Origin of the sequence: Lentzea kentuckyensis (assembly GCF_002150765.1) — a bacterium.
GTDB classification, from domain to species: Bacteria; Actinomycetota; Actinomycetes; order Mycobacteriales; family Pseudonocardiaceae; genus Lentzea; species Lentzea kentuckyensis.
The window spans coordinates 34,401-51,414 of record NZ_MUYM01000113.1; the positions used below are offsets into that span (position 1 = coordinate 34,401).

At 68.1% G+C, this 17,014-nt stretch carries 13 protein-coding genes and 2 pseudogenes; 2 read left to right on the plus strand and 13 right to left on the minus strand.

What is annotated here, in order from left to right:
- Positions 1-82: 82 nt before the first annotated feature.
- The 3 genes and pseudogenes from B0F77_RS48830 to B0F77_RS39650 form a co-directional block, all read right to left on the minus strand.
- Positions 83-1,287, minus strand: a pseudogene (locus B0F77_RS48830) (MFS transporter); the annotation flags it as partial.
- 20 nt (positions 1,288-1,307) lie between these two features.
- On the minus strand, positions 1,308-2,879 hold the full coding sequence (locus B0F77_RS39645) for a discoidin domain-containing protein (protein WP_086668208.1): 1,572 nt from the start codon (positions 2,877-2,879) through the stop codon (positions 1,308-1,310).
- Between the two features lie 112 nt (positions 2,880-2,991).
- On the minus strand, positions 2,992-3,711 hold the full coding sequence (locus B0F77_RS39650) for a DUF4184 family protein (protein ID WP_281252609.1): 720 nt from the start codon (positions 3,709-3,711) through the stop codon (positions 2,992-2,994).
- 67 nt (positions 3,712-3,778) lie between these two features.
- On the opposite strand from B0F77_RS39650, the pseudogene B0F77_RS50220 reads away from it, so the two are divergent.
- Positions 3,779-4,153, plus strand: a pseudogene (locus tag B0F77_RS50220) (DedA family protein); the annotation flags it as partial.
- 38 nt (positions 4,154-4,191) lie between these two features.
- Here B0F77_RS50220 and B0F77_RS39660 read toward each other — a convergent pair.
- Genes B0F77_RS39660 through B0F77_RS39690 form a run of 7 tightly spaced genes read right to left on the minus strand, consistent with a single transcriptional unit; the run spans position 4,192 to position 11,724 of the window.
- Positions 4,192-4,803, minus strand: a complete 612-nt coding sequence (locus B0F77_RS39660) for a TetR/AcrR family transcriptional regulator (RefSeq protein WP_086668210.1) — start codon at positions 4,801-4,803, stop codon at positions 4,192-4,194.
- 22 nt (positions 4,804-4,825) lie between these two features.
- Positions 4,826-5,959, minus strand: coding sequence for a winged helix DNA-binding domain-containing protein (locus B0F77_RS39665; protein ID WP_086668211.1), 1,134 nt, complete (start codon positions 5,957-5,959; stop codon positions 4,826-4,828).
- A gap of 1 nt (position 5,960) precedes the next feature.
- Positions 5,961-7,067, minus strand: a complete 1,107-nt coding sequence (locus B0F77_RS39670; RefSeq protein ID WP_086668212.1) for an ABC transporter ATP-binding protein — start codon at positions 7,065-7,067, stop codon at positions 5,961-5,963.
- Positions 7,064-8,062, minus strand: coding sequence for an ABC transporter ATP-binding protein (locus tag B0F77_RS39675; RefSeq protein ID WP_086668213.1), 999 nt, complete (start codon positions 8,060-8,062; stop codon positions 7,064-7,066). The genes B0F77_RS39670 and B0F77_RS39675 overlap by 4 nt, the downstream gene beginning before the upstream one ends.
- Before the next feature lie 6 nt (positions 8,063-8,068).
- Positions 8,069-8,992 carry an ABC transporter permease gene (locus tag B0F77_RS39680; protein WP_211294269.1) on the minus strand — a complete coding sequence of 308 codons (924 nt, stop codon included), beginning with the start codon at positions 8,990-8,992 and terminating at the stop codon, positions 8,069-8,071.
- Positions 8,993-8,997: 5 nt separating this feature from the next.
- Positions 8,998-10,002 carry an ABC transporter permease gene (locus B0F77_RS39685; RefSeq protein ID WP_086668215.1) on the minus strand — a complete coding sequence of 335 codons (1,005 nt, stop codon included), beginning with the start codon at positions 10,000-10,002 and terminating at the stop codon, positions 8,998-9,000.
- Positions 10,003-10,044: 42 nt separating this feature from the next.
- Positions 10,045-11,724, minus strand: a complete 1,680-nt coding sequence (locus tag B0F77_RS39690; protein WP_086668216.1) for an ABC transporter substrate-binding protein — start codon at positions 11,722-11,724, stop codon at positions 10,045-10,047.
- 216 nt (positions 11,725-11,940) lie between these two features.
- Between B0F77_RS39690 and B0F77_RS39695 the strand changes: the two genes are divergently transcribed.
- A complete protein-coding gene (locus B0F77_RS39695; protein ID WP_086668217.1) occupies positions 11,941-15,219 on the plus strand; it encodes an AfsR/SARP family transcriptional regulator in 3,279 nt (1,092 codons plus the stop codon).
- Here B0F77_RS39695 and B0F77_RS39700 read toward each other — a convergent pair.
- Genes B0F77_RS39700 through B0F77_RS39710 form a run of 3 tightly spaced genes read right to left on the minus strand, consistent with a single transcriptional unit; the run spans position 15,198 to position 16,624 of the window.
- Positions 15,198-15,671, minus strand: coding sequence for a uridine kinase family protein (locus tag B0F77_RS39700; protein WP_342746893.1), 474 nt, complete (start codon positions 15,669-15,671; stop codon positions 15,198-15,200). The two genes, B0F77_RS39695 and B0F77_RS39700, sit on opposite strands and share 22 nt — an antisense overlap.
- A gap of 41 nt (positions 15,672-15,712) precedes the next feature.
- Entirely contained in the window at positions 15,713-16,321 is a 609-nt protein-coding gene (recR, locus tag B0F77_RS39705; protein ID WP_086668219.1) for a recombination mediator RecR, read from the minus strand.
- Positions 16,322-16,624: a YbaB/EbfC family nucleoid-associated protein gene (locus B0F77_RS39710; protein ID WP_166045766.1), complete on the minus strand. Its 303-nt coding sequence runs from the start codon at positions 16,622-16,624 to the stop codon at positions 16,322-16,324.
- Positions 16,625-17,014: the final 390 nt, after the last annotated feature.

Consider the following 17,014-nt stretch of genomic DNA (forward strand, 5'->3'; position numbering starts at 1 on the left):
TGCCGCTCGCGTCGTCCACGAACAGCAGCCGCCCAGGCGTCAGCTCCACCGAACCCTGCTCAACAGCAACGGAAATCTTGTCCGGCTCACGCAACGCGTACGCCGTGGCACCGGCGCCCAGCAGCACCACGGCTGCCAGCACGATCAGGATCCTCACCACGCGAACCACGTCCAAAGGGCACCGAACGCGACGGACGAACAAGCCCGCGCCAGCACCTGTCCGGTTTGGAGCAGGGCCAGACCGGACGTGCGCAGTTCTTCCGGCACCAGAGGCCCTGCGACGGCCATCAGCACGCCGTCCGTGCACGCGTAGAACAACCCGTGCAGCAGCAGAACCCCTGCCAGCAGAGCGATTCCGGACGACCCGATCAGCAGCAGGTAGGCGCCGAGCAGCGCGAGGTGGCCGATCAGGAAGATCCGCCACCTCCCGATCCGGTCGGCCAGCGCGCCCAGCGGCACGGCGGCGAGCAGGTACACGCCGGCCGTGCCGAGGGGCAGCAACGCGATGTAGGCGACCTCGACGTCGAGCTTCTTCTGCAGCAACAGGTAGACGAACCCGTCTCCCAGCGTCAGCAACCCGAGCCCGCACGCGACCAGGCAGACCCGCCGGAACGGCCTGGACCGCAACAACCCGAAGGCGTTCCGCAGCGACACCGCGACGCGTGGCAGCACGTCCCGGTGGTCGCGGACGAAGAGCACGAGCACCAGGAAACCGACCGCGGCGAAGCAGAAGCTGACGACGAACACCACGTCGTAACGCGCCGGAAGCGTCCACAAGAGACAGAACGCGACCAGCGGACCGAGAAACGCGCCAACGGTGTCCATGGCACGGTGAACACCGAAGGCACGTCCCAACGCCGAAGGCTCGCTGCTCAACGTGATCAGCGCGTCCCTCGGCGCGGTGCGCAAGCCCTTGCCGGTCCGGTCCCCGACCAGCACGAGCCCCATCGCGCCTGCCGAGGTCCCGGCGGCGAGCAGGCCGAGCTTGCCCAGCGCCGAGATCCCGTATCCGAGTCCGGCCACGAACTTGCGCCGTTGCCAGCGGTCGGCCGCGTGACCGCCGACAACGCGAACCAGAGCCGTCACACCGGTGTAGACGCCGTCGAGCACACCGAACTGCAGCGGGGAGAACCCCAGCCCCAGCACCAGGTACAGCGGCAGGATCGCGGTGACCATCTCGGACGAGACGTCCGTGAGCAGGGAAACCGCGCCCAGAGCGAGCACGTTCGCCGCGATCCTGCCGGTGCCACCCGCGGCGGGAGCTTGTCGAGCGGTTGCGATGTACACGACGGCCTCCGATCAGCAGGTCAACGACAGTTGTAGGGACCGGCCTTGTCGCGGACGGTGCCCGCCGTGTCGATGACCTCCCACGAGTAGGAGCGGCCGGACAGGGTGAGCTTCATGACGCCGTGGCTGTCCGCGAACCACTTCTCGACACCAGTGCGCGGCTTGACCTCGTCGTAGAGGTAGTCACCGCCGATGCCGACGATCGCGGCGCGCATGCCGTTGGTCGTGTCGATCGCGCCGCTCTTGTTCAGCGGAGCCAGCCGCTCGTAGTGGTGGTCGTGACCGTTGAACACCACGTCGGCCTTGGCGTCCGCGAACGCGTTCCACAGCGGCGCCATCACGGACTTGTCGCCGTACTGACCCGAGTTGAACCGCGGGTGGTGCCAGTAACCGACGACGCACGGCTTGGTGTTCGCCGTCAGGTCGTTCTTCAGCCAGGTCAGCTGCGTCGAGTCGCTGCCGCTCTCGTAGAGCTTGTTCGAGTCGAACGAGACGAAGTGGAACTCGCCGGCGTCCCAGCTGTAGTACGGCTTGCCCTGCGGATAGGCCTGGGCGCCGAAGTACGACTTGTAGCCGTTGAGGTTGTCTTCCCACTCGTGGTTGCCGGTCGCGGGGTGGGTGATGTTCTTGTACTTGCCCCACGACTTGTCGTAGTGCGCCATGAACTCGGTGAGTTTGCCGCTGTCGTACTGGTTGTCGCCGACCGTCACGATGTGGTTCGGCTTGATCTGCTCGATGAGCTTCGCGGTCTCGTAGTGCTCGGTGTTCGTCAGCGACGCGATGTCGCCGGCGACCACGACGGTGATGCTGTCGCCAGGGCCGGCCGGCGAAGTGGTCGCCTGCACCGCGTTGCTCGCGGGCCCGAGGTTCCCGGCCGCGTCACGAGCGCGGACGGTGTAGGTGAACGCCGTGCCGGACGCCAGCCCGGTGTCGGTGAACGACGTGCCCGTGGGTGTACCGACGACGCTGCCGTTGCGCAGGACGTCGTAGCCGGTCACGCCGACGTTGTCGGTCGCGGCCGTCCACTGCAGACTCACCGAGCTCGACGTGGTGCCCGTGCTCGCGAGGTTCGTCGGCGCGGTCGGTGCCGTGGTGTCACCACCGCTCGCCGGGCTGCCCCAGACCTCCAGCTCGAAGAGCGAGTAGCCGTAGGACGTGCCGCGCTTGGTGCCGTAGATCCGCACGTACCGGCCGGAGGCGGCCACGGCGTTCTCGTCGACACCACCGTTCTGGCCGGTGAGGGTCTTCTTGGTGCTCCACGTCGACCCGTCGCTCGACGTCTGGATCTTGTACTCGGAGGCGTACGCGGCCTCCCAGGTCAGCTTGACCTTGGAGATGGTGGCCGTGCCGCCGAGGTCGACGGCGATCCACTGCGGGTCGACGCCTTCGAGACTCGCCCACCGGGTGGTCGGATCTCCGTCGACGGCGTTGGCGCCACCGAAGGTCTGCGCCTCGACGGACGAGACGGTGGTGGGTTTGTTGGCGGACAGCAGGGAGTCAGCCGCATTAGCCGTGCCTGATGCCGCGATCTGCGGTACCACCAGCGCGAACAGAGCTAACGCGACACCCGCTCGGGTGTGCTTTCTGATCACTTCGTCCTCCTGGGCAAGGGCGGCGGCTCGAAGGATTGGTAAACAAGCTTTCCTATTGGACCTCGGAGGTTAATGACGGCTGAACGAGCAGGTCAAGACGGGTGCCGGGCAGTCATCGCGTGTCATGCCGTGACTGGTTGAAGCGCCACAGAACGGCGTGGAGGGCGACGGCGACGCTCACACCCTGAACAAGGCCCAGCAGAAGACGCCGTACCCAGTCATAAAGGCTGATCTGGCTGACAGGATCAGACAAAGACCACGTCACGCCGATTGCCGCGGCAAGGGCCACGAAGATCCAGAACTTGTACCGGGATTTCCCGGTACGTGACGGCCAGTCATGCACTTTCGGACAGCGGGTAGCCATCCAGGCGAGCAGCACGAGGCCGCCGAGCGACGACACGTACCCGATCACGTTGTAGAGCCGGTGAGGTCCGACGACCGAGATGTCCAACCAGTCCCACCGCTGCACGAACCATCCGTCGGTCTGCGTGAAGGCGTCCCACAGCAGGTGCGTGAGCACTCCCACCACAATGGACAAGGCGCGCACGACGGGCCGGCGGAAGTCTCCCGGCGGCGCCACCCGGCTCCGCACGAACTCCGGCGCCACGGCCATCACCGAGGGCAGCAACAGCCGTCCGACCAGCAGCAACACCACTGCGGCAAGGGATCCGCCGAGCACGTCGTGGGTCGGCAGGACCGGAACGTAGTAACCGACGTCAGGCGCGACGGCGCCCGCGACGAGTCCGGGAAACCAGAGGAACCGGCGCAGCGGCAGCACCGCGGCTGGATGGGCGAGGGTGAACGGCACGAACCAGCGTAGATCGACTTCCATCCTGTAGGTGCGCTGAAGAAACACCCAGGTCGGGATTGTTCATCCGCGTCACGTACGTTCACGGATCATGAGCACCACAGCCGCCAGCCTCGTCGTGCTGTTCCTGGTCGCCGTCGTGCCCCTGGCACCGACGGAGGCCGTGCTCATCGGCGCCGGCGTCCTGGCCGCTTCCGGTGAGGTTCCGCTCTACCTCGTGGTCCTCGTCGCCGCCGCGGGTTGCCTCGCCAGCGACATGATCAACTTTACGATGGGCCGCCGGATGGGCATGCGGGCCCTCGACCGCGTCAACAAGAACGCCAAGGCGCGGGCCATGGTCGTGTGGACCGCCGACCAGCTCGGGTCCAAGGGCGAGACGATCCTCATCGCGGCGCGGTTCCTGCCGGCCGGCGGCATCGTGGGCGCACTGCTGGCGGGTGCGCTGAAGTGGCCGCTCCGGCGGTTCATCCCCGTCGCGGCGGTCGGATCGGCGCTCTGGAGCCTCTACCCCGCCACCGTGGGGTACATCGGTGGCCAGATCGTCGAGGAGGCGTGGCTCGCCATGCTGCTGTCGTTCGCCGTGGCCACGCTCATCTCCATCCCTGTGGGCATGGTGATCCGTGCGCGCAACGCCGACCGCACTCTCTCGTACGCCGAGGCGTCGTCGTAGAGCACGGCGAACCGGTCCGCGGCGGCCAGCAGGGCGTCCACTTCGAACGCCAGCTGGGCGTCACCGGTCAGTCGCTCCAGCAGTGAGATCCAGCGCAGGTTGAACAGCATCAACGCGTCGCGCACGCGGCCGGGGCGGGCGGCGAACTCCGAGCGCGTGACCACGAAGAAGCAGCCGCCGGGGAACACGCGGCGCTTCGAGTAGTCGAGCCAGCGGCCGCACACGTCCAGGACAGCCCCACCGGCGACCACGACCTCGCGCGCGAAGATCTCCGCGGCCGCGTGCACGGTGGAGATCTGCAGCTCTTCCTTGGCTCCGAAGTGCGAGAAGACACCGCTCTTGCTCATGCCGAGCTCGACCGCGAGCCGCCCGATCGTGACTCCTTCGAGCCCGTCGACCGACGCGATCTCAGCAGCCCTCAGCAAAATCGCCCCGCGACTGTCCATCCCTGAACTGGAACAGCCCGCGCTAGAGCACCACCTGCACGTCGAACGACTCCCCTTGCCCGAACGCGAACACCAGCAGGCTGCGGCCTTCGGATTCCAGGGTCGCCAGGTCCTTCTTCGACACCTTCGTGAACGGCTCGACGACGAGCTTGTACGCCTTCTTCTCCCGGTCCACCCGCCAGATGCCCTGAAGCAGCCCGCCGACCAGGAGGCTGCCGCGCAGCACGCCACCGCGCGCGGTCATCAGCAGCCCGTGCCTGCGGCTCCACTCGGCGAACGACAGGCCTTCCGGGATGATCCGCTCCCGCCGCGCGTGCGAGAGGAACACGTTGTCGAACTCGGGCAGGTATCTCGGCGGCGCGGGCACCGCCGGATCGGGCAGCTCGGCCTCCTGGACGTCGAACAGCTCGCGGCCGTCGTCGTCCAGGTACACCCGCAGCTCCATCCGGCCGACGACCTCGGCCAGCTTGGTCAGCCCGCACCACGCCTGGATGTCGGGCACGGTCGCCGGGCCGAACGCGGCCAGGTAGCGCCGGATCATCCGCTCGATCGACGGGGCGGGGTCGATCGGCCTGCCCAGCCACGTCCGCGCCGAGGCGTGCACGGTGCGGCCGGTACCGCCCCACGTACCGCGTGGCGGGATCTGCACCAGCGCGGCCAGATTGCGCACCGCGTAGGCGAGGGTGTCCGGCCTGCGGTCCGGCCAGCGTTCGTGCAGTGCCTTGCCGAGTTCGCTCGGCGTGCGCGGCCGCTCGTCGAGCAGCTCCAGGCCGGCCTCGACCACCGCGTCGAGGTCGAGGTCCTTCACGACCGCGGCATGGCTCGAGTTCGAGTAGAGGTCGCGGTCCAGCACCTTCTGCACCAACGGTCGCAGCGTCAGGCAGTCGTCCGGTGTGACCAGGTGGATCGTCGACCGCATGAGCGCGGTGCGGACGAGCTCGCGTTCCGCGACCATTGTGGACAGACGCTCCGGCCGGTAGTTCCGCAGCCGCGACCAGAGCCCGACGTACGGGCCCACGGGTACCTGCGCGTGCATGCCCACCAGGTGCTCGACCACGTCGCGCTCGGGCAGGTCGTGCCGTCGAAGCAGATGTTGCCTGGAAAGCAGAGCACGGTTGAGCGCGCGTGCGCTCAACCGTGCCGTTGCCGTTGCCATCTCAGGGGTTCAGCGCTTCGGTGACCGAAGCCGGGCCCACCAGCGGGACGTCCGGCGAGATGCCGTCGTCCTCCTCGACCAGGATCGGCTTCACCTCGTGCGGCTGGATCTCGCCGGCCCGGATCTGCTCGGCGTAGTGGCACGCCACCTTGTGCCCCGGCTTGAGCTCCCGCAGCACCGGACGCTCGGTGTCGCAGCGGGAAGCCTGCTTCCACGGGCACCGGGTGTGGAACCGGCAGCCGGTGGGCGGATTGGCCGGCGACGGGAGGTCGCCCGCCAGCAGGATCCGTTCGCGCCGGTCCTCGACCACCGGGTCGGGCACCGGGATCGCCGACAGCAGCGCCCGCGTGTACGGGTGCAGCGGCTCGGCGTAGAGGTCCTCGGAGGTGGCCTCCTCGACCAGTCCGCCGAGGTACATCACGCCGACCCGGTCGGAGATGTGCTTCACGACGGCGAGGTCGTGCGCGATCACCAGGTACGTCAGGCCGAACTGCTGCTGCAGCTCCTCCAGCAGGTTCACGACCTGCGCCTGCACCGACACGTCCAGCGCGGACACCGGCTCGTCGGCGACGATCAGGTCCGGCTCCAGTGCCAGCGCGCGGGCGATGCCGATGCGCTGCCGCTGGCCGCCCGAGAACTCGTGCGGGTACTTGCGCAGCGCGGTGGAGGGCAGGCCCACGGCCGTCAGCAGCTCACGCAGTCGCTTGGACGTGGACTCCTTGCTCTTGTCCAGGTCGTGCGCGCGCAGGCCCTCGACCAGGATCGACTCCACGGACTGGCGCGGGTCGAGCGAGGACAGCGGGTCCTGGAACACCATCTGGATCCGGCGCCGCATCTTGCGCAGCTCCTCGCCCTTCAGGCTCGAGAAGTCCTGCCCGTCGAAGACCATCTTGCCCGCGGTCGGCTCGTTGAGCCGCAGCATCGCCCGCCCGAGGGTGGACTTGCCGCAACCCGACTCGCCGACCAGGCCGTAGGTCTCGCCGCGCTTGATCTCCAGGTCGACGCCGTCGACCGCGTAGACGTAGCCGACCGTGCGGTCCATGAACACGCCCCGCTTGATCGGGAAGTGCACCTTCATGTCCTGGACGGAAACCAGGGTCTCGCTCATACCGGCACCTCCTCGGCGGCGGGAGTTCCCGGCACGACCGGGTTGTGGCAGCGGAGCAGACGGCCCAGCTGGTCTTCCTCCGCCGGCGTTTCCGTGCGGCAGATGTCCAGCGCGTTCGGGCACCGCGGTGCGAACGCGCAGGCGTGCGCCCACGGGATGTTGTCCGCGACGGAACCCTTGATCGGCGTCAGCTTGTCGTGACGGGCCGCGTCCAGGCGCGGGATCGAGGCCAGCAGGCCGTGCGTGTACGGGTGGCGCGGCTCGGCGAAGAGCTTGTGCCGCATGGCCTTCTCGACCACCTTGCCGCCGTACAGCACGTTCACCTCGTCGCACAGCCCGGCGACGACACCCAGGTCGTGGGTGATCATGACCAGAGCGGTGCCGAGGTCCTGCACCAGTTCCTTCATCAACGACAGGATCTGGGCCTGGATGGTCACGTCCAGCGCCGTCGTCGGCTCGTCCGCGATCAGCAGCTTCGGCCGGCACGCGAGCGCGATGGCGATCAGCGCGCGCTGCCGCATGCCGCCGGAGAGCTGGTGCGGGTACTCCTTGAGCCGCCGGTTCGGGTCCGGGATGCCGACCTTGTCGAGCAGGTCCTTCGCCTCGATCATGGCTTCCTTGCGGGCCAGGCCGCGGTGCCGTTCGAGCACCTCGGTGACCTGCAGGCCGATCGGGACGACGGGGTTGAGCGAGGACAGCGGGTCCTGGAAGACCATGCCGAGATCGCGGCCGCGACGGTCACGCATCTCCCGGTCGGACAGCTTGAGCAGGTCCGTGCCGTCGTACTTCACGGTGCCGGTGACCTTGGCGCCGCGCTTGGGCAGCAGACCCATGATCGCCAACGATGTCACGGACTTGCCGCAGCCCGACTCGCCGACGAGTCCGACCGTCTGGCCGGGCTCGACGTCGAAGCTGACGCCGTCGACCGCACGGAACGGCTCCTCGCCCCTGCGCTCGAACACAACGGTGAGGTCACGAACTTCGAGCAGTGCCACGACGACTCACCGCCTGTTCTTCGGGTCGAGGGCTTCGCGCAGCGTCTCGCCCATGAGCGTGAAGCCGAGCGCGACGATGATGATGCAGACCGCGGGCCACGCGGCGAGGTGCGGATGCGTGTCGAAGACGTTCTGCACGTCTCCGAGCATCTGCCCCCACTCCGGGATCCGGTCGTCCGGGTTGCCGAGGCCGAGGAACGACAGCGCCGCCGCCTCGATGATCGCGGTGGCCAGCACCAGCGTGGACTGCACGATCACCGGGCTGAGCGAGTTCGGCAGCATGTGCCGGAACACGATCGCGCCCTTCTTCACGCCCAGCGCGGTCGCCGCCAGCACGTGGTCGCTGTGCCGTTGCGCGAGCATCGAGCCTCTGAGCAGCCGGGCGAACACCGGGATCTGCACGATCGCGACCGCGAGGATCACTGTGAACTGGCTGGGCTTCGCGAACATCGCCGCGATCGAGAACGCCAGCAGCAGCGACGGCAGCGAGAGCATGACGTCGACGAGCCGCATGACGGCCGAGTCGACCCAGCCGCCGATGGCGCCCGCGAGCGTGCCGAGGATCAACCCGCCGGACAGGCCGATCAGCGTCGCGCCGACGCCGACGATCAGCGTCTGCTGCGAACCGACCAGCAGACGCGACAGGAAGTCGCGGCCCTGCAGGTCACCACCGAGCGGGTGACCCGGCTGCACGGGCGGAATCTCGTTGCGCGCCTTGACGACCTGCTCGACGAGCATCTTGTCGGACGGGTCGTGCGGGGCGAGCCACGGCGAGAGCACCGAGAGCGCGACGAAGATGCCGATGATCACCGCGCCGGTGAGGAACACCGGGCTGCGGCGCAGCCTCTTCCACGCGCTCGCGGCGAGCGATACGCCCGCGGACTCCGCGAGACCGTCGATCTTTTCCTTCTTGGTCACACCAAGTGCCACTTCGCTCACCTCGTCCTGATGCGCGGGTCGATGAGCGCGTACGAGAGGTCGACCAGCAGGTTGACCACGACGTAGACGATCGTGGCCATGATGATCAACAGCAGCAGCACCGGGTAGTCCCGGCGTTCGAAGCCGATGGCGAGCGCCTGGCCGACACCGGGGATCGAGAACACCTTCTCGGTGAGCACGGCGCCGGAGAGCAGCGCGCCGGTCTGCAGGCCGATCGTCGTGACGACCGGCAGCATCGCGTTGCGCAGCACGTGCCGACGACGAATCACCGAAGCGGTGAGGCCCTTCGACTCGGCGGTGCGCACGAAGTCCTCGTCGAGGACGTCGAGCACGGCCGCGCGGGTGATCCGGAAGATCACCGCGAACGGGATCGTGGCGAGCGCGATCGCCGGCAGGATCAGGTGTTCCAGCGCGTTGAACGTCGCGTCCCACTCGCCGGTGATCACGCCGTCGAGGGTGAAGAACCCGGTGACGCGGGTGGCGTCGATGGCGTCCTGCCGGCCCTGCGAGGGCAGGCCGAGCGCGGACGACGCCACGTCCTTGAGCACGTACGCGAGGAAGAACACCGGCACGGCCACGCCGATCAGCGAGCCGACCACGCTGAGGTTGTCGAACCAGCCGCCGCGACGCTTCGCGGCGAGGTAACCGAGCGGGACGCCGATCGCGATCGCGATGACGATCGCGAAGAAGCTGAGCTCGATCGTCGCGGGGAACCGCTGGAGGAAGATGTCGAGCGCCGAGTCACCGGGCTGAACACCGGTGGAGACGCCGAAGTCGCCGGACGCCGCGCGTCCGAGGAACTTGAAGTACTGAACGATGATCGGCTGGTCAAGGCCGAGCTGCTTGGTGAGGGCTGCGCGCGACTCCGGCGTAGCGCGTTCTCCCAGGAGGGCCGAAACCGGCCCTCCTGGGAGAAGTCGCATCCACGCGAAGAGCAGCAGCGAGAGCACCAGCACCACGCCGACCAGCTGAATCAGCCGTCGAATCGTGTAGCGGAGCACTTGAGCTACCCCGTTGTTCTCTTGTGGTGGGAGCTAGTCAGCTCAGCCCTTGGAGGCCGGGCCGAACTTCTCGTCGGTCAACGGGCTCGGGACGACACCCTTGATGTCCGACTTCAACACCAGAGCGGGCGGGGAGTGCGAGATCGGGATCGCGGGGAGGTACTCCTCCATGATCTTCTTGTTGATCTCTTCGTACTGCTTGGTGCGGGCGGCCTCGTTCGGCTCGGCGTTGGCCTTGGCCAGCGCGTCCGCGAGGGTCTTGCCCCACGGCGACACACCGGTGTTGAAGCGGTTGTCGGTGCGGCCGAAGAACGTGCCGACCCAGTTGTGCGCGGTGCCGTTGTCACCGGTCCAGCCGAGCAGGAACAGGTCCGGGATGCCGTTGTCGACGTCGGTCAGGTAGCCACCGTTCCACGGCTTCGTGGTGACCTCGATCTTGATGCCGGCGGCCTGGAGGTCACCGGAGATCGCGCCGAACAGGTCCTTCGGGGACGGCATGTACGGACGCGTGACCTCGGACGGCCAGTAGAACTTCAGCGTCAGGTCGGAGGCACCGGCCTCGGCCAGCAGCGACTTGGCCTTGGCGGCGTCGTAGCCGACTGCCTTGATGTCCTTGTTGTAGCCGTTGACCGTGTCCGGCATGAACTGCGTCGCGACCTTGGCGCCCTCGGGCAGCTGCGACTTGACCAGCTGCTCGCGGTTGATCGCGTACATCAGGGCCTGACGGACCTTGAGGTCGGCGAGCTTCGGGTTGTTCTTCTGGTTGATGCCCAGGTAGAACACGTTGAACGCCGGACGGATCGCGACGTTGAAGCCGTCGGTCTTCAGACCGGCCCAGTCCGCCGCGTTCGGCAGGTCGTAGCCGTCGATGTCGCCGGCCTTGAGCGCCTGCTTGCGGGCGGTCTCATCCGGGATGATCTTGAAGACGATCTTGTCCAGCTTGGCCTTGGTGCCGTGGTAGGCGTCGTTCTTCACGAGCTCCACGGTGTTGTTGGCCTTGTCGTACTTCCCGAACTTGAACGGGCCAGTGCCGGTCGGGTGCTCGTTCGCGTAGGCCGGGTAGGTGAACGCGTCACCGGCCGCCACGACGTTGTCCGCGTCGTACTTCTTCAGCGCCTCGGGGCTGGAGATCGAGAACGACGTGAAGCCGAGGACCGACGGGAACTGCGAGGTGACCTCGTTCAGCTCGATGACGGCGGTCTTGGCGTCCTTGGCCGCGCAGGACTTGTACAGCGAGGGCTTGTCCGGCGTGGTCTTGAACCCGCCGAAGTTGTCCAGCCAGTACTGCGAGACGGCGTCGGACTGGGCCGCGCCCTTCTGGTTGTACCAGCGCTCGAAGTTGAAGCAGACGGCCTCAGCGTTGAAGTCCGTGCCGTCGTGGAACTTCACGCCCTCCTTGAGGGTGAAGGTCCACGTCTTGCCGTCGGCGCTCGACTCGTACTTGGTGGCCAGCGCGGGCTCGACTTCGGCGGTACCCGGCTTGAAGCCGACCAGGCCTTCGTACATCTGGCGAGCGACCCGGAAGGTCTCGCCGTCAGTCGCGTAGAACGGGTCGAAGAGCTTCGGCGCGCCGGCGGCGCCGAAGGTCAGCGTGCCGCCTTCCTTGCCGCCCCCACCAGAGTCGCGCTGGGATTGCGCGCAACCGGACAGGGCGAGCGCGCTGACGCTGAGGAAGCCGATCGCGGCAACCCAACGGCGGCGAGCCGTTACTGAGTGGACCATCAAACACCCCTTGGACAATCCGCACATCTCACGGTGTGGTCGCCGACCATAACCGTTGTACATACCCCCTCCGGGGTTACTCAGGTCACGATCCGGCCACTAGACCAGGCATTCTGATACGTCCGGCGCACGTCCGCTGACCCAACGTGAGCACCACGGATACGTCGAACGCTCTCCTAGGCTGTAGAAACAACAACGACACGCGGAGGAGGTCACATGAGCAGGCAGGTCGAGTTCCGCGTGCTCGGCCCTCTCCAGGTGCTCCTCGACTCCGAACCACTGCTGGTCCGCGCGGGTCGTCAGCGGGCGCTGCTGGTGTCGTTGTTGCTGCGTGCGGGCACTTCGGTGTCCGTGGACGAGCTCGCCGGGAACGTGTGGGGAGACGATCCACCGGCCCGTGCGCGAGCTACTTTGCAGACCTATGTGATGCGTCTCAGACAGCTGCTCGGACCGTCCGTGCCCATCCGGACCGTCCCGGACGGCTACTTGATCGACGTCGACGAGAAGACGATCGATCTGATGCGCTTCGAACCGTTGATCGATCAGGGCGAGCAGGAGCGCGCCGCCGGCAACCTGCAGGCCGCCTCTGCCGCGTTCGCCGCCGCGCTCGGGCTCTGGCGAGGTCCGGCGCTGGTCGACGTGCCGTCGGAGATCCTGCACCGCGACGAGGTGCCGCGGCTGAACGAACGCCGGCTGCACGTGCTGGAACGCCGGGTCGAGGTCGATCTCGAACTGGGCCGACACGGCGAGCTGGTGGCCGAGCTCTCGCGGCTGACCAGCGAACATCCGTTGCGCGAACGGTTCTGGGCGCAGCTGATGGTGGCGCTGTACCGGTCGGGCCGCCAGAGCGAGGCGCTGGCCGCCTACCAGCGGGTTTCCCGTCTTCTCGGCGACGAGCTGGGCATCGATCCCGGCGACGAGCTCCGGCGCGTGCACAGCCAGGTGCTGTCCGGGTCGATCGACGCGATCGCCGCCGCTTCCGCGGGTGTGCCGGTGGTGGCCGCGAAGCCCGAGCGGGTCGTGCCGTCCCAGCTGCCCGCGGACATCCCCGACTTCGTGGGTCGCGACGAGGCCGTGGCGCTGATCATCGCCCTCCTGCGGACCGCGCAGGGCGTGCCGGTCGTGACGCTGGCCGGCCCGCCGGGTGTGGGCAAGACCGCCCTGGCGGTACACGCGGCGCACCGGATGCGCACGGACTTTCCGGACGGTCAGCTGTACGTCAACCTGCGCGGATACGCCCCCGGCCCGCCGTTGAGCGCCGTCGACGTGCTGCCGCGGTTCCTGCGCGCGCTGGGGACCGAACCGGACCAGGTGCCGCTGGACCAGGACGAGCAGGAGGCGATGTTCCGGTCGACGCTGACCGGCCAGCGCGTGTTGCTGCTGCTCGACAACGCCTCCTCCGCCGAGCAGATCCGGCCGCTGCTGCCGGGTTCGCCGGGGTGCGCGGTGCTGGTGACCTCACGCGACACGTTGCGCGGCCTGGCGGTGTCGCACGCGGCGTCGAACGTGCGGTTGGACGTGCTCGACTGGCACGAGACGAAGTCACTCCTCGCAGGCATCCTGGGTGCGGACGAGGTCGAGTCCCAGGAGGACGCCGCACTGGAGCTGGCCGCGTTGTGCGCGCACCTGCCATTGGCTTTGCGTATCGCAGCCGCGAACCTCGTGTCGCGTCCGGAACTGTCCATCGCGGACTACGTGGAGGAGCTGCGGGCGGGCAACCGGCTCGCCGCGCTGGCCGTGGAAGGCGACGAACGGGTCGCGGTGCACGCGGCGTTCGATCTCTCCTACACGGCCCTGAAGCCCGAGCTGGCGCAGATGTTCCGGCTGCTGTCCCTCGTTCCGGGTACCGATTTCACCCCTGAGATGGCCGCGGCGTTGAGCGGGTTGACCACCCAGGACGCTCGCCGCCGGCTCGACCGGCTGGCCACCGCGAACCTGATCGCGAACCACGCGCCGTCCCGCTACCAGTTCCACGACTTGCTGCGCGACTACGCGGCCGAGCGCCTGGCGTTCGAGGACGGCCGCGCGGACTCCCGCCTGGCGCTGCGGCGGCTGGTGGACTGGGCGGTGCGCTCGGTCGACAACGCCACCTCGGCGATGAAGTCGACGCTGTTCCGCTTCCCACGTCCGGCGCCCCTGGACGGCGTGCTGCCGCGCACGTTCAGCACCTCCACCGAGGCGTTGACGTGGCTGGACGTAGAGCGGGCGAATCTGGTGGCGTTGGTCGCGCACGCCGTGGAGCGCGACCCGGAGAACTCGCCGTGGCAGCTGGCCGACGCCCTGCGCGGCTACTTCTACACACAGGGCCTGACCGCCGAGTGGCGCGAGACCGCGAAGGCCGGCCTGCTCGGTGCCCGCGCGCCGCGGGACGAGCTCGGCCAGCTCGCGATGTTGTCGTCGCTCGGCACGCTGTACTGGGTGACGGGCCAGCACCGCAACGCTCTGGGCTACTACCAGCAGGCCATCGCCCTGCAGGAGCACATCGACCTGCCAGAGGCCGAGGCCGCGGTGCTGTCCAACGCGGGCAGCGTCTACATCGACCTCGGCGAACTCGAACACGCCGCCGAGCACCTCGAACGCGCCCTGGTGATCGCCCGCCGGGTCCACGCGACCCAGGTGCTCGCCAACGCCCTGTTCAACCTCGGCGGCGTCTACATGCAGCTGGGCCAGCTCGACCGCGCGGCGACCACGTTCGAGGAGGCCCTGGAAGTCGGCACGCGCCTCGACTCGTGGATCAGCCAGGCGAACGCGATGCGCGCCCTCGGCGAGGTCCACGCGTCGCGCGGTACGCCGGACCTCGGCGCCTCCTACTTCGCGCAGGCCAGCGAGCTGTACGAACGTGCGGCCGCCCGCAACTTCGGCCACACCATGCACGAGGGCATGGCCATCACGCTGATCATGCGCGGCCGTTACGACGAGGCCGCGATCGAGGCGTCCGCAGCCATGCAGATCGCGCAGGACCTGGAGAACGCCAAGAGCGTCTGCGACGCGCAGAACCTGCTCGGCCGGGCGTTGGAGGGCGCTCTCCGGTTCGAGGAGGCGGTGGAGCAGTTCTCGTCGGCGCTGGCGATCGCGGTGGAGACCGGCTACTCGTGGGGCGTCTGCTCGGCGCGGCGCGGGTTGGCGTCGGCGTATCGCGGGGTGGGTCGTTACGAGGACGCCCTGTCGATGGCGACCTCAGCGCTGGTCGAGGCGGGGCGGTCGCAGTTCCGGCTGGCCGAGATGGAGGTGCTGCTCGTGCTCGGGCGCATCCACCTCGACACCCTCGACGCCCACGGTGCACTTGAGTGCGCCCAGCGAGCCGCTTCGGCCGGCTCGGATTCCGGCCACCGCTGGGTGTTCGGGCGTGCCTTGCAGCTGGCGGGCGACGCTGCCGCGGCGTTGGGTGACGTTGACTCGGCTCGCGGGTACTGGGCGTCCTCGCTCGAGGTGTTCAGCGAGATCGGCACGCCTGAGGCCGGGGTGGTCCGGGCTCAGCTGGAAGTGACGACGTAGTCGGCTCTGGCCTTGGTCTCGTCGACCGCGAACCAGCCTCTTTCGTATTGCTGCCAACGGATGAAGTGCTGCCGCTGGCTTTCGCCGTCCCGTTGTACCGCGCGTTCCAGCCTTGCCGCCTCGTCGCCGTGGTCGACGAAGATGGTGAGGCTGGTGCGGGTGTTAGCTTTCCTGGCTGAGGAGAAACCCTCCAGGATGATCGTCCCTTGTGGACGGATTTCCACCTCGTCGCCTTCTTCGATACACGGAAAACCTTGGGACCAGTCGGTTTTCCGGTACCGGCCTGGCCTGCCGTCGGCTACTTCATCGAGGGCGTTGACCAGCCGTGGCCACCAGCCGGTTGTGGGGTCGCTCCACGTTGCGAAGTGGTCGGTGCTGATCAGCTGGGCGCCGAGTTCTGCTGCGAGGTCCTGCGCGAAGGTGGATTTGCCGGCGCCAGACGGGCCGTCCACCGCGACCAAGCGGGTGTTGCCCAGTCGCGGTGGAGCTTGGGTCACATGCTTCGGCGACCAGATAGCGCACGCCCCAGGGTCAGTTCGTCCGCGAACTCCAGGTCACCGCCCATCGGCAGGCCGCTGGCCAGCCTGGTGACCGTGAGGCCGGGGAAGTCCCTGAGCATCCGGACCAGATAGGTGGCCGTGGCCTCGCCCTCGGTGTTGGGGTCCGTGGCGATGATGACCTCGGAGATGTCGATCCCGTCGGTCGCCGTGCCGATGCGGTTGAGCAGCTGCCGGATCCGCAGCTGGTCCGGTCCGACGCCGCTCAGCGGGTCCAGTGCGCCGCCCAGGACGTGGTAGCGGCCCTTGAACTCCCTGGTGCGCTCGATCGCCTGGACGTCCTTGGGCTCCTCGACCACGCAGACCAGGCTGAGGTCGCGTTTCGGGTCGCGGCAGATGCGGCAGGTGGTCTCCGCACTCACGTTGCCGCAGACGTCGCAGAAGACGACGCCTTCCTTCACCTTCTGGAGTGCTTGCTGGAGCCGCTCGATGTCAGCGGGTTCCGTTGCCAGCAGGTGGAAGGCGATGCGCTGGGCGCTCTTCGGGCCGACGCCTGGGAGTCTGCCCAGCTCGTCGATCAGATCCTGTACTGGGCCCTCGTACATTTAGCCGAGCAATCCGCCGAGGCCACCCTGGGCGAGCGGGCCGAGCTTCTGCTCCACCAGCTGCTGGGCCTTGGTGTTGGCGTCCTTGATCGCGGCGATCACCAGGTCCTGGAGGGTGTCGACGTCTTCGGGGTCGACGATCTTGGGGTCGATGGCGAGGTTGACCAGCTCGCCGCCGCCGGTGACCGTGGCGGTGACCAGGCCGTTGCCCGCGTTGCCGGTGACCTGCGTTTCGGCCAGCTGCTGCTGTGCTTCTGCCATCTGCTGCTGCATGTTCTGGGCCTGCTGGAGCAGGGCCTGCATGTCGAACTGACCGGGTTGCACCGCTGGTCCTCTCGTGGGTGGGTGGTGAGGTCCAGGGTACGGGCGAGTGGTTGCGTTGCGAGACGCGACTCATGCGGGTGGTCACCTTGCGAGGGGCGTGTTGCGTCTAGGACGCGGGGCTCCGCCCCGGACCCCGCCAATCTGATCGAGAACCGGGCCAGCGCCGCACGCGGGTTGATGGCACGACTCGTGACGGAACCACCCACCCGATACGCATGCCAAGGACAGGACGGCTCGGCTGCGCCTTCGCGTCGACTCGCCTTCGGCATCGCTCTGCACTCGCGGTTCGCTCGGCAGAAGTGTCAGACCCTCTGAGTACGTTGGGTCGCGGGGGGTCCTGCGTTCAGGGGGACCCCTGCGCGAGCCTGC

Bases quoted from the DNA above. Each gene is read 5' to 3' on its own strand.
- B0F77_RS39650 (WP_281252609.1), bottom strand. From the start codon at position 3,711: ATGGAAGTCGATCTACGCTGGTTCGTGCCGTTCACCCTCGCCCATCCA.
- B0F77_RS39660 (WP_086668210.1), bottom strand. From the start codon at position 4,803: ATGGACAGTCGCGGGGCGATTTTGCTGAGGGCTGCTGAGATCGCGTCG.
- B0F77_RS39665 (WP_086668211.1), bottom strand. From the start codon at position 5,959: ATGGCAACGGCAACGGCACGGTTGAGCGCACGCGCGCTCAACCGTGCT.
- B0F77_RS39670 (WP_086668212.1), bottom strand. From the start codon at position 7,067: ATGAGCGAGACCCTGGTTTCCGTCCAGGACATGAAGGTGCACTTCCCG.
- B0F77_RS39690 (WP_086668216.1), bottom strand. From the start codon at position 11,724: ATGGTCCACTCAGTAACGGCTCGCCGCCGTTGGGTTGCCGCGATCGGC.
- B0F77_RS39695 (WP_086668217.1), top strand. From the start codon at position 11,941: ATGAGCAGGCAGGTCGAGTTCCGCGTGCTCGGCCCTCTCCAGGTGCTC.
- recR (WP_086668219.1), bottom strand. From the start codon at position 16,321: ATGTACGAGGGCCCAGTACAGGATCTGATCGACGAGCTGGGCAGACTC.
- B0F77_RS39710 (WP_166045766.1), bottom strand. From the start codon at position 16,624: ATGCAGGCCCTGCTCCAGCAGGCCCAGAACATGCAGCAGCAGATGGCA.